The following is a 13,531-nucleotide window of genomic DNA, read 5'->3' as shown; positions in this document are numbered from 1 at the left end:
GATGATCGAGGCCAAGGATGTTTCGGTTGATATCGCCGGCAAGCCTATCGTCAGCGGTATCGATTTCCACGCGCGGCCCGGCGAGATCGCCGCCATCGTCGGCCCCAATGGTTCGGGCAAGACGACCTTCCTCAAAGCGCTCTCCGGCGAACTCGCCTATACCGGGCGCGTTGCCCTCAACGGCCGAGATCTCTCGACGATGAAGCCGGTAGAGGTGGCCGTCCATCGCGCTGTGCTGCCGCAGGCGACGACGCTGTCGTTCCCGTTCACCGTGCGGGAAGTGGTCAAGCTTGGCCTTGTCGGCGGCCGCTCAGGCGTCTTGCCGGGCGAGGATGCGCGGCTGCCGGAACGGGCGCTGGCGCGTGTCGATCTCGACGGCTTTGCCGGCCGTTTCTACCAGGAGCTTTCGGGCGGCGAGCAACAGCGCGTTCAGCTCGCACGCGTGCTGTGCCAGGTCTGGGCACCGGTGCTCGACGGCAAGCCGCGCTTTCTGTTCCTCGATGAGCCGGTTTCCAGCCTCGACATCAAGCACCAGTTGATCATCATGAACATTGCCCGCGACTTCGCCAGAAGGGGCGGCGGCGTGGTCGCCATCCTGCACGACCTCAATCTGACGGCCATGTATGCCGACCGGATCTTCGTCATGCACCGCGGCAGGCTAGCCGCCACCGGGTCGCCGCGGGATGTGCTGAGCGATGACCTGATCGAGAAGGTTTTCGACTGCCGGCTAAAAGTCGGCGTCCTGCCGACGGGGAACATGCCGTTCGTGCTGCCGCAATCTTCGGTCGGTTGATATTCAGGTGAGGCCGGCATTGCGCGCCAATTGTGGGCGCGCCAATTGTGGAAGTCGGCGCCGCCCCTCATTGCCCTGCCGGGCATTTCTCCCCGTAGAATGGGGAGAAAGACGCTCAGGCAGCCGGGGCGCGGCGCTCCATCAGCATGTCGATGCCGAGCAGGTTGCGCACATTCGGCCGCGCCGCCACCAGATCGGCGATCGTGTAGCGCTCCAGCACCGCGAAGAACGCGTTCAGCGCCTCGCGCAACGCCGAGTTCAGCGCACAGCTGTCGACAAGCGGGCATTCGGCGGCGTCGTTCTCGAAACACTCAGCCATAGCGAAGCTCTCTTCCGTCACGCGCACGACATCGAACAGGCTGATGGCTTCGGCAGCACGGCCAAGCTTGACGCCGCCATTCCTGCCACGCACGGTCTGGACAAGGCCGTGCTCGACCAGGGGCTGCAGGATCTTGAACAGGAAAAGCTCCGACACCGAATACGCGGCCGCGATCTCCGGGATGCGGCTCAATCGGTCATCATTGGCCGCGCAATACATCAAGATGCGCATGGCATAGTTGGTCTGGCGCGTAAGCCGCATTTTGTCCTCACAAGGTACTGGTGCGGTGCAACCACGCCAGATCTGGAAATTTTTGCTGATGCGGCTTTGACCCGAATTTCCGGATTCGCCACATTGGCCTCGGCGGAATATGGCCTATACCTTGGAATAATTCCAGACTAGCTTCGCGCGATAGATGAATTTCCTCCTCAACTTTGTGTGCGCGGCCGGGGAAGATTCCGGGCGAAACCCGCTGTCGCGGGTATTTTGGCTGTCAAACCACTAAATAGCCCGAGATCGACGAGGAGCGGCTCACCCATGTCACAATCGGCTTCGTCCCTGGCGCCTGTCCGTTTCGATGCCGAAGCGGATGCCAAGCTTTCCGCGTTGCGGCGGACAAAATTCGTCGCGGCGGCCGCACTGGCGCTTTGCGTGCTGGTGTTTGCGCTCGCCAAATCATTCGAGCACGTCCATCCGTGGCTCGGCTTCATCGCTGCCTTTGCCGAGGCGGCGACCATCGGCGGCCTCGCCGACTGGTACGCGGTCGTGGCGCTGTTCAGGCGACCTCTGGGGCTGCCGATCCCGCACACCGCCATTATCCCCGAGAACCAGAACCGCATCGCCGACAATCTCGGGCGCTTCATCGAGGTCAACTTCCTGGCGCCTGAACCGGTGCGTGAAAAGCTCGCCGAGGTCGATTTTTCGGCGCTGGTCGCCGATTGGCTGGCCGATACCGAGCGCGCCGCCGGCCTGTCGCGCTTCGTCGTGCGGCTGGTGCCGCAGACGCTGGCGGCGATAGAGCAATCCGGCCTGCGCGGCTTCGTCACCAGCCGCATGCTCGAACAGATCGAAAAGGTGCCGCTGGCGCCGCTGGCCGCCGAGCTGTTGTCAGCGCTTACCGACGACCGCCGCCACCAGAAACTGTTCGACGAGTTCACCAAGGTGATCGGCAGGTTCCTCAATGACGAACAGGCGCTGGCGACGATGCGCGAGAAGATCCGCGAGGAATTGCCGTCGCTGTTCAACCTGTTCCGCGCCGACGCCTATCTGCTGAAGAAGATCGTCGCCTCGGCCGGTTCGCTGCTCGACGAGGTGAGGGCCGATCCCGATCACCCGATGCGCGCCGAATTCGACCATTTCGCTCAAGGCTTCATCGAAAAGCTGAGGACATCGAAGCAATATGCCAAACGTGCCGAGAAGCTGAAGCGCGATTTCCTGGCCCGGCCGGAAGTCAGGGGACTGGCCGGCGACATGTGGGCAAGCCTCAGCCAGTTCATCGAGCAGGACGCCAAGGCGCCGAATTCGGTCATTTGCGCGCATCTTGCCAACATGTTCGTCGAGGTCGGCCGCCATCTTGCCGGCGATGCGCAGATCCGGGCCGACATGAACCAGGGGTTCGTGGTGGCGCTGGCGTCGTTCGTGGAGAGCCAGAAGGCCGGCGTGTCGACATTCATCGCCGACCAGGTCAAGCGCTGGGACCTGGCGCAGCTGACGCGGCTGATCGAGATGAACATCGGCAAGGACCTGCAATACATCCGCTTCAACGGCATGATCATCGGCGGCCTCGCCGGTGTCGTGCTCTATGTGGCCGAGCGGCTGTTCCTCGTGAATTGATGCGCGGCCCGACTGGCGCTCATTCCTCCGCGTTCATGGACTCGCGGCATGCGAGTGCTATTCTCCCGCCGAGGGTGCCCGCATCATGCGGCAAAGGGGAGCAAACGAGCATGGCAAAACAACCGGAATCCGATTCTTTCATGGACATGTTCGGCAGGTTCGGCCGCGACCTGAAGGTGCCCAATGTCGATGTCGAGGCGATCCTCGCCCATCATCGCAAGAACATCGAAGCGCTGGAGAAATCGGCACGAGCCGGTGCCGCCGGCGCCACCTCGCTGTTGTCCCGGCAGCGCGAGATGCTGCAGGATACGCTGCGCGAGGTCACCGATATCGCGCAAAGCTACAGGGCGCCGGGCAATCCGCAGGAACTGATGGCCAAACGGAGGGAGTTTGCCAGGAAGTCCTTCGAGGCCGCGTTGAAGAATGCGGGCGAAGTGGCTGAACTGGTCAAGAAATCCGGTGCCGAATCGGTCGACATCCTGCGCACCCGCATCAAGGAGGCGATGGAGGAAATCCGCGCCGGCTACGAGAAGAAGTAGCGGATGTGGCCGGGGCCGGCTCATTGCTGCCGACAGCGCCCTGAAGCCCGGAAAGCCCGATTTGACCTGCGACTGCGCCGGCGGCGTGGCACGATTGCGGCCGAAATCGACGGAACGGATTCGCGCAGAGCGAATTGACAGAGGCCGTCAGTTCGTGGTCCGGAGGCTCTGGAAGCGATCGGGAAACCAGGAATGAACGAAATACGGCCTAAAACGCCGCCTACCTACGAGCAGTTGAGGACGATGGCCGGGCTGGAACTCGGCGTGTCGGAGTGGACGACGGTCGACCAGAACCGCATCGACCAGTTCGCTGAATGCACCGGCGACCATCAATGGATTCATGTCGACCCTGAAAGGGCGCGGCGGCAAAGCCCGTTCCGCACGACGATCGCGCATGGCTATCTGACGCTGTCGATCATCGGCGCACTGGCGCTCGGCATGGGCATCGTGCCCGAGAATACGCAGGCCGCCTTCAATTATGGCTTCGACAAGGTACGCTTCCTGGCACCGGTCAAGGTCGGTGCCCGCATCAGACTGCGCATCACGCTGCTGTCCATGGAGGACAGGGGCCCCGGCCAGTATCTGATGAAGGCCGCCAACACGGTCGAGATCGAAGGCGAGGAAAAGCCTGCTTTGATGGCCGAAACGCTGGTCATGCTTTATGAACGCCGCAAGCGGGCAGGGGCGTGAGAGGCTGTTCACCTGGAGCGCAAAATCAGAGGTCTTGTGATACTTCCACCAGCCTCTGCCGCTTGAACTCGGCGCGGGCCGAGAGCAGTGCGAGGAACAGTGCAGCCAGCGCCAGCACCGTGGCCGTCTGAAATGTGACCTGCATTCCCCGTGCTGCGGCCTCGGAACTCAGAAGTCCAATGCCTTCCTGCCCTTTGGCCGATGCGACGGCGAATATGGCGCCCATCAACGAGGCGCCGGTGATCAGCCCGAGGTTGCGCGAAAGGTTGAGCAGGCCGGAAACGACGCCGCGCTGGCCGGCGCCGACACCGGTCATGACGGCTGCATTGTTGGATGTCTGGAACAGGGCATAGCCGATGCAGGTGACGGTGATCGCAACGACATAGCCGGCAATGCCGAATCTGATCACGGCGAGCGACAGCAGGAACGTGCCTGTCGCGAGGCTGAGCAGGCCTGCGACCATCATCCTGTGGGCGCCGAAGCGGTCGGCCAGGCGTCCGGCCACCAGCGCCGACAAGGTCGAGACGAGCGGCCCGGTGGACAGGACGAGGCCGACCATTGCGGCATCGAGCCCAAGTCCTCGCGACAGGTAGAACGGGGCCACCACCAGGGTCGCCATCATCACCGTGGCGACGACGAGGCTCATGGTGAGACTGGCGCTCAGTTGGAGGTCGCGGAAGCTGGCAAGCTGGATCAAGGGGTTTTTCACTCTCGCCTGCGCGGCGGCGAAGAGAAACACGCCGATGCCGGCAGCGATCAGCAGGCCGATGTTGAGTGCGCCGAAATTGCCTCTGCCCAGCGTCATGGCCAGTGCATAGGCGGCCAGCGTCAAGGCCAGCAAGGCGGTGCCCACGACATCGAACGTGCCTCGGTCGACCTGCTGCGCTGTCTTGCTGTGTGCCGGCAGGGCACGCCAGGCGAGAGCGAAGGTGAGCACACCCAGCGGGACATTGACGAGGAAGATCGCTCGCCAGCCGAAGCCGGCGATCAAAAGGCCGCCGAGCGAAGGGCCAAGTGTCGTGCCGATCGCGGACATGGCGCCGAGCAGGCCCATGGCGCTGCCAATTCTGTCTTTGGTCACGGTTTCGGCGACAAAGGCCAGCGTCAGCGCCATCATCAGCGCCGCGCCAAGTCCCTGCACGGCGCGTGCGGCGATCAGCAGCCACAGCGTCGGCGCCAGGCCGCAGAGCACCGATGCCGATGTGAACAGCGCGATGCCGGCAAGCAGCAACGGCCGGCGCCCGAACATGTCGGCCAGCCGACCGGCGCTGACGATCAGTGTGGTGATGGCGAGAAGATAGGCCAGAACAACCCATTGCACGGCCTGGAACGTCGCGCCGAAATTCTGCATCAGCGACGGCAGCCCGACGCTGGCAATGCTGGTTCCCAGCGACGACAGCAGCGTGGCGAGCGACAGGCTTGCCAGCGCCCAGCGGGCAGATTGGGTTTGTGGCTGCGCCGACACGTACTCATTTCGATTTTGCTCAGCGATTGCCACGGCGATCTCCTTCCATCAGTCCCACAACCGGAACTGCTGGAGATCTAGTTCCTTGGCCAATGTGGTGGAAGGCGCAGCATTTGCATCTTATTCGTGCGTTTGGCGCCATATCATGCCATGATCTGCCGATGACATCACCCGATCTCAACTTACTGTTCGCTCTCGACGTCCTGCTGACCGAAGGCAGCGTGGCGCGTGCCGCCAGCCGCCTGCGCCTCAGCCCCTCGGCGATGAGCCGGACGCTGGCGCGGCTGCGCGAGGCGACGGGCGATCCGCTGCTGGTTCGCGCCGGTCGAGGCCTGGTGGCGACGCCGCGTGCGGAAGAACTGCGACAACAGGCTGGTCGTGTCGTCCAGGATGCGGAGGCGCTGCTGCGTCCTGCCACCTTGCTCGATCTCCGGAGCCTGGACAGGGTCTTCACGCTGCGCACCAATGAGAGCTTCGTCGAAGAATTCGCACCTCGTCTCGTTGCCCGCATCCAGGCCGATGCGCCCGGCGTGCGGCTCCGCTTTGCACCGAAGTCCGATAGAGACGTCATGTCGCTCCGCGATGCGGCGATCGACCTGGACATAGGCGTCGCTGGCGAGACCGGACCGGAGGTGCGCATCCAAGCATTGCTTCGCGACTGCTTCATCGGCGCCGTGCGAACGGGCCATCCGTTGAGCGAGGGCGCGGTGACGCCAGAGCGCTATGCCGCAGGCCGGCACATCAGCGTTTCACGGCGTGGCCGCGAGAAAGGGCCGATCGACGAGGCTCTGAACCGGCTCGGGCTGCAGCGGACAATCGTGTGCATGGTGTCCGGGTTCTCGGCAGCCCTTGCCATGGCCCGCACATCAGACCTGATCGCCAGCGTTCCGGAGCGGCACACCGAGGGCGCACGCGTCGGCATGCACAGTTTTGCCCTGCCTGTTGCCACGGCTGGGGTCACCATCTCCATGCTGTGGCACCCGCGCCTGGATGCCGATCCGGCGCAACGCTGGCTGCGCGACTGCGTGCGGGAGATCTGCGCGGCGTCTCGCTGACAACGATGAGAAGCCTGCGCCAATCGCCCAGGCTTCTCATCCGTCCCGTTTATTCGGTTTGGCGTTTTCGCAAATATCTCAGCGCGCTCAGTGTGAGCGTCGCCATGACCGAACAGTAGCCCACCAATGGCCACGCCGTGTCTCCGCCGAGCACGATGACGAACAGCGTGCCGAGGGTGCCGACGACAAGACTCTGGATGCAGAAGTAGAGCGCGACGGCGGTTCCCGCGACATCGCCGAAGGCCTCGAGTGCGCCGTTCGCGGTGACCGAAACAGTGAAGACGATGCCCACGGCAATGATCCACATCGGGCCGACGAATGTCTCGAAGGACGGCGCCGCGAACAGTTGCCCGGCCGCCAGCAGAGCCGCGCCGAGCAGCAACATCGCCATGCCTCTGATAGCACTGCCCGCGATGCCCCAACGTGCAATGAACCTTTTGGCGAAGCGGGTGGTCACGATCATGACCAGTGCCGCGGTGGCAAAGGCAAGGCTGAAACCGAGTTGTGAAAAGCCGGCGCGATCCATGAGCACCCGTGGCGCTGTCGAAAAGAACACGAAGAAGGCGCCCATGGCGGCGCTGAAGCCGAGCGTATAGGTCCAGAAGGCTAAGCTGGAGAGAATGGGACGAAACGCCATTCGCCTGTCGTTGCCATTGATGGGCCGTGTTTCATGCCATCTCGGCCATGCGTTGAGGGTGGCGGCTACCGCCAGACCGCCGAGCGTCAGGAAGATCGCGCGCCAGCCGAGATTGTCGGCGATCAATGCACCGGCAACCGGCCCCAACGCCGGCACGAAGGCCAGCATCGAACTGAACAGGCCGTAGATGACGGCACTTTCAGGCCTCTGCGCATAAACGTCGCGAACCGTTGCAAAGGTCGCAACGAGAATGGCGGATGCACCGATGGCCTGCACGACCCGCAAGGCGACGAACACCATGGCCAGCGAGGTGCAGGCGAGCAGGACGGAAGCGCCTGCAAATAAAAGCGCGCCGCCGATCAGCACCGGACGCCTGCCGATCCTGTCGGAAATCGGGCCGAAGACGATTTGGCCGAGCCCAAGACAGATCATGTAGAGGCTCAGCGTCAGCTGGATGACATCAGGCGATGTCTTGAGGATTCCCGGCATCGCCGGGACGATCGGGAGGTAGATATCCATGGCCAGCGAGGCCAGGATGTCGAAGGGCGCCATCAGCACCATGGCTGCTGGCAGGGAAGTGGTCCATGTCGGGTTTTTTGGACAAGGCATGATTGAACATCCGCTCAAATGGCTACATTTGGCGGCGATCTGCCGTTCTCACTGAAAATGGGAAATGACGGGCCGCCGCAACAACGAACTGCTGTTGCGGCCTACTTGTCTGCTGACTTGCTGGTTCCCATAACCACTATCCCGGAATGATTGCGCGGACATTCTCTCGAGTGCGCTCGCGGTTCCCTAGCAGCCGAAGGTTGCCCAGGCAACAGGATCAGCTTGATGGGCATCAACGCGCCATCGCAGCTTCGATCACCGTGAAAATCCGCTCGTCCGTGCATTGGGCGACGTTGAAGCGCAGGAAGCGGCTGGCCGTTCCGGACAGGCTGAATGCGTTGCCGGGCGCCAGCACGATGTTGTCGGCCAAAGCGCGGCGGGCCACTTCAGCCGCATCGACGCCATCCGGCAGGCTGCACCACAGGAACAGGCCGGCCGGCTGGTCGATCCAGGGTGAGATACCGATCGCCTTCAGACGAACGCTGGTCTCGCCCATGGCGCGGGCAAGCTTCGCGCGCAGCAAATCCATATGCTTGCGGTAGCTGCCGTCCTTGAGCAGCGTCAGCACCAGTTCGGCCGCGAGCCGGCCGCCGCCGAAGGTGGTGGCGATCTTGAGGTCGGTCAGGGGCTCGATCCAGTCGCGCGGTGCAGCGATGAAGCCGCAGCGAACCGACGCCGAAAGCGTTTTGGAGAAGCTGCCGATGTGGACAACGCGGTTGAGACCATCGAACGCCGCCAGCCTCGGGGCGGGCGCATGTTCGAAATCGGCGAAGATGTCGTCTTCGACGATGGTCAGATCCGATTGGTCGGCGAGCTTGAGCAGCCGATGGGCGGTGACTGGCGACAGCACCGCGCCGGTCGGGTTGTGGATGGCGGAATTGGTGATGTAGAGGCGCGGCCGGTGCTCGGCCAACGCTTGCGCGAACAGATCGATATCCGGCCCCGACGGCGTGTAGGGGACACTGACGACCTTGGCCCGGTGGGCGCGCAACAGAGCGTGGAAGTTGAAGTAGCAGGGGTCGTCGACCAGCACGGTGTCGCCGGGCTCGATCAGGAACCGGCACAACAGGTCGATGGCCTGCGTGCCTGATTCCGTCAGCATGATCTGCCCGGGAGAGGCCTCGATGCCGTGCCCGGCCATACGCCGCGCCAGCAATTGCCGCAGCGGTGGCAGGCCGAGCGGCGTGCCGTAATCGACCAGTGCGATATCGTCGGCACGCGCTACCGTGCGCAGTGCCCGGCGCAGACCTGCCTGCGGCATCCACGAGGCCGGCAGCCAGCCGCAGCCGGGTTTCAGCATGTCGTCGCCGGCCTCCAGGGACTGGCGTGAGATCCAGAGGGGGTCGACCGCGCGGTCGAGGCGAGGACCAATCTCGGCCAGCGACAGCGGCGCCAGCGATCCGGCGGCATAGAATCCGGAGCCCGGCCGCGAGCGGATCGCACCTTCGGCGGCGAGCCGCTCATAGGCTTCGACCACGGTGGATTTGGACACTCGCATGGATTTGGCAAAGGTGCGGATCGACGGCAATTGCGCTCCCGGCGTCAGGCTGCGCGCCGCGATCCGCTGGCGGATCGTCGCCATGACGCCTTCGACCAGCGTTCCGCTGCTCTCGCTTCCTGTTGTCTGTTTGTCCATCCGTACTGCTCTTCTAAGCATGACAGTTGTGTGTAATTGTACCGCATTGTCTCTGGCGATACTACCGGCTCCGCGCGATACGGAGCCGACAAACGGAGCATACGATGGACAAGACCGCGAGCGGCTGGATGAATGGATTCATCGGCGTGTTGATCTTCAGCGGCTCGCTGCCGGCAACGCGCGTGGCGGTCAGGGATTTCGATCCGACATTCCTGACTTCGGCCCGAGCGGCGATTGCCGGACTGCTTGGCCTGGCACTGCTGCTCCTGTTTCGGCAAAAGCGTCCGGAGCGCGGCGACCTGCTGTCGCTGGTGATCGTCGCGCTTGGCGTGGTGGTCGGCTTTCCCTTGCTGACCGCACTGGCGCTCAAGCACGTCACCACGGCCCATTCCATCATCTTCGTCGGCCTGCTGCCGCTGGCCACTGCGATTTTCGGCGTGCTGCGCGGCGGCGATCGGCCGCGCCCGGCGTTCTGGCTGTTTTCATGCATCGGCAGCGCGCTGGTCGCGGGTTTTGCCCTGACGCAGGGCGTGACGGCCTCGCCGGTGGGTGATGGTTTGATGCTGGCTGCCATCATCGCCTGCGGTCTGGGCTATGCCGAGGGTGCCGCGCTGTCACGCAAGCTTGGCGGCTGGCAGGTGATCTGCTGGGCGCTGGTGCTGTCGCTGCCGATCATGCTGGTGGTGACGCTGATGACCATGCCGCCGTCGTTCGACGGCGTTGGCGTCAGTGCCTGGATCGGGCTTGCCTATGTCTCGCTGTTCAGCATGCTGATCGGCTTCGTGTTCTGGTATCGCGGGCTGGCGCAAGGCGGCATCGCCGCGGTTGGACAGTTGCAGCTGCTGCAGCCATTTTTCGGACTGGCACTGGCAGCGACGCTGCTGCACGAGCAGGTCAGCCCGCTGATGGTGGTCGTCACGCTTGGCGTCGTGCTTTGCGTCGTCGGCGCCAAACGATTCGCGAAGCAGGAATTGCCACGACGCGCGATCGCCTGACGACGGTGCCGTCCCCGCCTAAAACTTCGTGACCACCCCAATACCAATGCCCTCGAAGCCACCCATCGCCATCAGGGCCGCGGGCGCCTCGTCGAGGCTGATCCTCTTGCCGACCAGCAGTTCGGGCTTCAGCTTGCCGTTGCGGATCATGTCCATCATCGCCTGGTAGCGGTAGGCCTGCATGCCGTGGCTGCCGAGGATTTCGAGTTCGAAGGCGATCACCTTGTCCATCGGCACCTGCGGCCGGGCATGCTCGCCCAGCATCAGGCCGACCTGCACATGGCGGCCGCGCCGGCGCAGATTGGATATCGAATTGAACGAGGTGGTGGGGTGGCCGAGCGCGTCCATCGACATGTGCGCGCCGCCATTGGTGATCTGCTTGACCGCCTTGACCACGTTCGGTGTCGTGGATGCATTGATGGTGGCGACGGCGCCGATCTTTTTGGCGAAATCCAGTTTCTCGTCGGTGAGATCGATGGCGATGACATTGGCGCCCATTGAACTGGCGATCATGATCGCCGACAGGCCGACGCCGCCGCAGCCATGCACCGCGACCCATTCGCCCGGCTTCACCCGGCCCTGGTCGACGATGGCTCGAAACGAGGTGACGAAGCGGCAGCCGAGGCTGGCGGCGGTGGCGAATTCCATCTCGTCGGGCAAGCGCACGAGATTGGTATCGGCGTGTTCGATGGCGACATATTCGGCAAACGAGCCCCAGCCGGTGAAGCCAGGCTGCGTCTGGTGCTCGCAGACCTGGTGATTGCCCGAATTGCACTCGAAGCAGCGGCCGCAGCCGACGGCAAACGGCACGGTGACGCGCTCGCCGGCCTTCCAGCGGGTGACCTGCTTGCCGGCGGCAACAACGACGCCGGCCAGCTCGTGGCCCGGCACATGCGGCAGCGTGATGCCGTCGTCATGACCCATCCAGCCATGCCAGTCGCTGCGGCACAGACCGGTCGCCTCGACCTTGATGACGACGCCATCAGCGGCCGGCTTCGGATCAGGAACGGTCTGGATCCTCGGCGCTTCGCCGAATTTCTCGAAGACGACGGCTTTCATCGGTCACTCCACCCTCTGTGCTGCAGGAAACGATAGCCGATTCCCTGTCTGGTCGATCAGAAATCGATTCCGCCAGGCCTGTTGGCAGGCAGCAGCCCTTAACTGGTTCCGCGGTTGCGAAAGTCGGCAAGCCGGGTTTCGCCGGGGGCAAGCTGCCGCCCGTCCTCGGCATGTACTTCCAGTCGCTTGATCGGCCGGCTGGTGAGATTGTCGACCATGAAGGTATAGGGTTCGCCCGGTCCGGCGAAGTAGGTCTCGCCCCATTGCCGCAGGGCAACCAGGACATAGAACAGGCCGCGTCCCTTTTGCGTCAGCACATATTCATGATGCGCGCTGCCGTCGGGCGCCGGGACCGTTTCGAGGATGCCATGCGCGACAAGATTGCGCAGCCGCGACGACAGGATGTTCTTGGCGACGCCGAGGCTCTTCTGGAATTCGCCGAAGCGCCGCAAGCCGTCGAAGGCGTCACGCACGATGAGCAGCGACCACCAGTCGCCAATCGCGTCCAGTGGTCGCGCTATGAAGCAATCCGCTTCGTGGTGGCTCGTTCGTTTCACCATGGCAGTCGTTGGTCCAATGCTCTAATTTCGGTTGCAACATAAAACTGTTCCGCCTATCCAGCAAGAGGTTTCAAGTTGAAACCTTTTGTGGAGAGAGACATGAACATGCAGGTGGCGAACAGCGGTGCAACAAGCCTCGAGCAATCCGATGGGCCGCATCGGGTGGCGCCGCCGCCTACGGGATTGTCACGATTGACCGCGCTGATCTTCGCCATCGCCTGCGGCCTGAGCGTCGCCAATATCTATTTCGCTCATCCGCTGCTCGACGCCATAGCGCATGATTTTGCTATCGCGCCGGCCTCGGTCGGCATCGTGGTGACGGTCACGCAGATCGGCTATGGGCTCGGCCTGTTCTTCATCGTGCCGCTGGGCGACCTGTTCGATCGCCGCAAGCTGATTGCCGGGCAGGCGATTCTGTCTGCCGTGGCGCTGGTGGCGGTCGGGATCGCGCCCAACGCGGCGATGCTGCTGGCGAGCCTCGCGGTCGTCGGGCTGCTGGCGGTGGTGGTGCAGGTGCTGGTCGCCTTCGCTGCCGACCTCGCTGTAGCATCGGAGCGGGGGCGGGCGGTCGGCACCGTCACCAGCGGCGTCATCCTGGGCATCCTGCTTGCCCGCTTCGCTTCGGGGGTCGTCGCCGATTTCGCCGGCTGGCGCTGGGTTTATCTTGTCTCGGCCATGTTGACGCTCGTCATGGCGATGGTTCTCTACCTGATCCTGCCGCGCCACGAGGCGGAGCGGCCACGCACATCCTATCCACGCCTGCTCGCTTCGGTGCTGCTGCTGTTCGCGCAGGAGCCGCTGCTGCGCGTGCGGGCGGTGCTGGCCATGCTGATCTTCGCCAGCTTCAACGTGCTGTGGGCGCCGCTGGTACTGCCGTTGAGCGTCGCGCCATTTTCACTTTCGCATACCGAGATCGGGCTTTTCGGCCTTGCGGGCGTCGCCGGCGCGCTCGGTGCGCGCTGGACCGGCGGCCTCGTCGATCGTGGATGCGGCCAGTTGGTCACCGGCCTCAGCCTGCTGCTGATGATGGCGGCCTGGCTGCCGATCGCCTTCATGGGCATGTCTCTGTGGTTGCTCGTCGCCGGCATAGTCATGCTGGATCTGGCGATCCAGGCCGTCCACGTCACCAACCAGAGCCTGATCTTCGCCCGGCGGCCGGATGCGCGCAGCCGACTGGTTGGCGGCTACATGATCTTCTACTCGGTCGGCAGCGCCCTGGGCTCCATCGCCTCGACCATGGCTTATGGTGCAATGGGCTGGAATGGCGTCTGTGTGCTTGGCGCCGGCATCGGCCTGTTGGCGCTGCTGTTCTGGGCGTTGACGCTGCGCGTCGGCAGATAA

General features: G+C 63.7%; 13 protein-coding genes. 7 read left to right on the top strand and 6 right to left on the bottom strand.

The genetic code is table 11. The features are described 5' to 3' along the window. Position 1 precedes the first annotated feature (1 nt). Positions 2 to 793: a heme ABC transporter ATP-binding protein gene (locus NKJ04_RS21895; RefSeq protein WP_352677361.1), complete on the top strand. Its 792-nt coding sequence runs from the start codon at positions 2 to 4 to the stop codon at positions 791 to 793. Between the two features lie 115 nt (positions 794 to 908). On the opposite strand, the gene rirA is transcribed toward NKJ04_RS21895, so the two are convergent. Next, positions 909 to 1,373, bottom strand: coding sequence for an iron-responsive transcriptional regulator RirA (gene rirA, locus NKJ04_RS21890; protein WP_352627958.1), 465 nt, complete (start codon positions 1,371 to 1,373; stop codon positions 909 to 911). 276 nt (positions 1,374 to 1,649) lie between these two features. Here rirA and NKJ04_RS21885 point away from each other — a divergent pair, with 276 nt between their 5' ends. The 3 genes from NKJ04_RS21885 (at position 1,650) to NKJ04_RS21875 (ending at position 4,174) form a co-directional block, all read left to right on the top strand. Next, a complete protein-coding gene (locus NKJ04_RS21885) occupies positions 1,650 to 2,945 on the top strand; it encodes a DUF445 domain-containing protein (protein ID WP_352677360.1) in 1,296 nt (431 codons plus the stop codon). A gap of 110 nt (positions 2,946 to 3,055) precedes the next feature. After that, positions 3,056 to 3,484, top strand: a complete 429-nt coding sequence (locus tag NKJ04_RS21880) for a phasin family protein (protein ID WP_128303992.1) — start codon at positions 3,056 to 3,058, stop codon at positions 3,482 to 3,484. Between the two features lie 192 nt (positions 3,485 to 3,676). Further along, positions 3,677 to 4,174 carry a MaoC family dehydratase gene (locus NKJ04_RS21875; protein ID WP_023812239.1) on the top strand — a complete coding sequence of 166 codons (498 nt, stop codon included), beginning with the start codon at positions 3,677 to 3,679 and terminating at the stop codon, positions 4,172 to 4,174. Positions 4,175 to 4,199: 25 nt separating this feature from the next. On the opposite strand, the gene NKJ04_RS21870 is transcribed toward NKJ04_RS21875, so the two are convergent. Further along, positions 4,200 to 5,672, bottom strand: a complete 1,473-nt coding sequence (locus tag NKJ04_RS21870; protein ID WP_352677359.1) for an MFS transporter — start codon at positions 5,670 to 5,672, stop codon at positions 4,200 to 4,202. A 128-nt stretch (positions 5,673 to 5,800) separates the two neighbouring features. On the opposite strand from NKJ04_RS21870, the gene NKJ04_RS21865 reads away from it, so the two are divergent. Further along, the gene (locus NKJ04_RS21865) at positions 5,801 to 6,694 is read left to right on the top strand and encodes a LysR family transcriptional regulator (RefSeq protein ID WP_352677358.1); all 894 of its coding nucleotides are present in this window, start codon (positions 5,801 to 5,803) and stop codon (positions 6,692 to 6,694) included. Positions 6,695 to 6,743: 49 nt separating this feature from the next. On the opposite strand, the gene cml is transcribed toward NKJ04_RS21865, so the two are convergent. After that, a complete protein-coding gene (cml, locus tag NKJ04_RS21860; protein ID WP_352677357.1) occupies positions 6,744 to 7,940 on the bottom strand; it encodes a CmlA/FloR family chloramphenicol efflux MFS transporter in 1,197 nt (398 codons plus the stop codon). Between the two features lie 232 nt (positions 7,941 to 8,172). Next, positions 8,173 to 9,576, bottom strand: a complete 1,404-nt coding sequence (locus tag NKJ04_RS21855) for an aminotransferase-like domain-containing protein (protein ID WP_023812235.1) — start codon at positions 9,574 to 9,576, stop codon at positions 8,173 to 8,175. Positions 9,577 to 9,680: 104 nt separating this feature from the next. On the opposite strand from NKJ04_RS21855, the gene NKJ04_RS21850 reads away from it, so the two are divergent. Beyond that, the gene (locus NKJ04_RS21850; RefSeq protein ID WP_352677356.1) at positions 9,681 to 10,571 is read left to right on the top strand and encodes a DMT family transporter; all 891 of its coding nucleotides are present in this window, start codon (positions 9,681 to 9,683) and stop codon (positions 10,569 to 10,571) included. 18 nt (positions 10,572 to 10,589) lie between these two features. Here the strand turns inward: NKJ04_RS21850 and NKJ04_RS21845 are convergent, their stop codons facing one another. Together NKJ04_RS21845 and NKJ04_RS21840 are read right to left on the bottom strand one after the other, a co-directional pair. Next, entirely contained in the window at positions 10,590 to 11,630 is a 1,041-nt protein-coding gene (locus NKJ04_RS21845) for a zinc-dependent alcohol dehydrogenase family protein (RefSeq protein WP_023812233.1), read from the bottom strand. 98 nt (positions 11,631 to 11,728) lie between these two features. Beyond that, the gene (locus NKJ04_RS21840; RefSeq protein WP_352552400.1) at positions 11,729 to 12,190 is read right to left on the bottom strand and encodes a winged helix-turn-helix transcriptional regulator; all 462 of its coding nucleotides are present in this window, start codon (positions 12,188 to 12,190) and stop codon (positions 11,729 to 11,731) included. A gap of 99 nt (positions 12,191 to 12,289) precedes the next feature. Here NKJ04_RS21840 and NKJ04_RS21835 point away from each other — a divergent pair, with 99 nt between their 5' ends. Then, positions 12,290 to 13,531, top strand: coding sequence for an MFS transporter (locus NKJ04_RS21835; RefSeq protein WP_128303994.1), 1,242 nt, complete (start codon positions 12,290 to 12,292; stop codon positions 13,529 to 13,531).

Origin of the sequence: Mesorhizobium sp. M0618 (assembly GCF_040320765.1) — a bacterium.
Classification (GTDB): domain Bacteria; phylum Pseudomonadota; class Alphaproteobacteria; order Rhizobiales; family Rhizobiaceae; genus Mesorhizobium.
This window is presented reverse-complemented; position numbering and strand designations above follow the sequence as displayed.

Excerpts from the sequence above, each read along its gene's own strand:
- NKJ04_RS21895 (WP_352677361.1), top strand. The coding sequence starts at position 2 with ATGATCGAGGCCAAGGATGTTTCGGTTGATATCGCCGGCAAGCCTATC.
- rirA (WP_352627958.1), bottom strand. The coding sequence starts at position 1,373 with ATGCGGCTTACGCGCCAGACCAACTATGCCATGCGCATCTTGATGTAT.
- NKJ04_RS21885 (WP_352677360.1), top strand. The coding sequence starts at position 1,650 with ATGTCACAATCGGCTTCGTCCCTGGCGCCTGTCCGTTTCGATGCCGAA.
- NKJ04_RS21880 (WP_128303992.1), top strand. The coding sequence starts at position 3,056 with ATGGCAAAACAACCGGAATCCGATTCTTTCATGGACATGTTCGGCAGG.
- NKJ04_RS21875 (WP_023812239.1), top strand. The coding sequence starts at position 3,677 with ATGAACGAAATACGGCCTAAAACGCCGCCTACCTACGAGCAGTTGAGG.
- NKJ04_RS21865 (WP_352677358.1), top strand. The coding sequence starts at position 5,801 with ATGACATCACCCGATCTCAACTTACTGTTCGCTCTCGACGTCCTGCTG.
- cml (WP_352677357.1), bottom strand. The coding sequence starts at position 7,940 with ATGCCTTGTCCAAAAAACCCGACATGGACCACTTCCCTGCCAGCAGCC.
- NKJ04_RS21855 (WP_023812235.1), bottom strand. The coding sequence starts at position 9,576 with ATGGACAAACAGACAACAGGAAGCGAGAGCAGCGGAACGCTGGTCGAA.
- NKJ04_RS21850 (WP_352677356.1), top strand. The coding sequence starts at position 9,681 with ATGGACAAGACCGCGAGCGGCTGGATGAATGGATTCATCGGCGTGTTG.
- NKJ04_RS21845 (WP_023812233.1), bottom strand. The coding sequence starts at position 11,630 with ATGAAAGCCGTCGTCTTCGAGAAATTCGGCGAAGCGCCGAGGATCCAG.
- NKJ04_RS21840 (WP_352552400.1), bottom strand. The coding sequence starts at position 12,190 with ATGGTGAAACGAACGAGCCACCACGAAGCGGATTGCTTCATAGCGCGA.
- NKJ04_RS21835 (WP_128303994.1), top strand. The coding sequence starts at position 12,290 with ATGAACATGCAGGTGGCGAACAGCGGTGCAACAAGCCTCGAGCAATCC.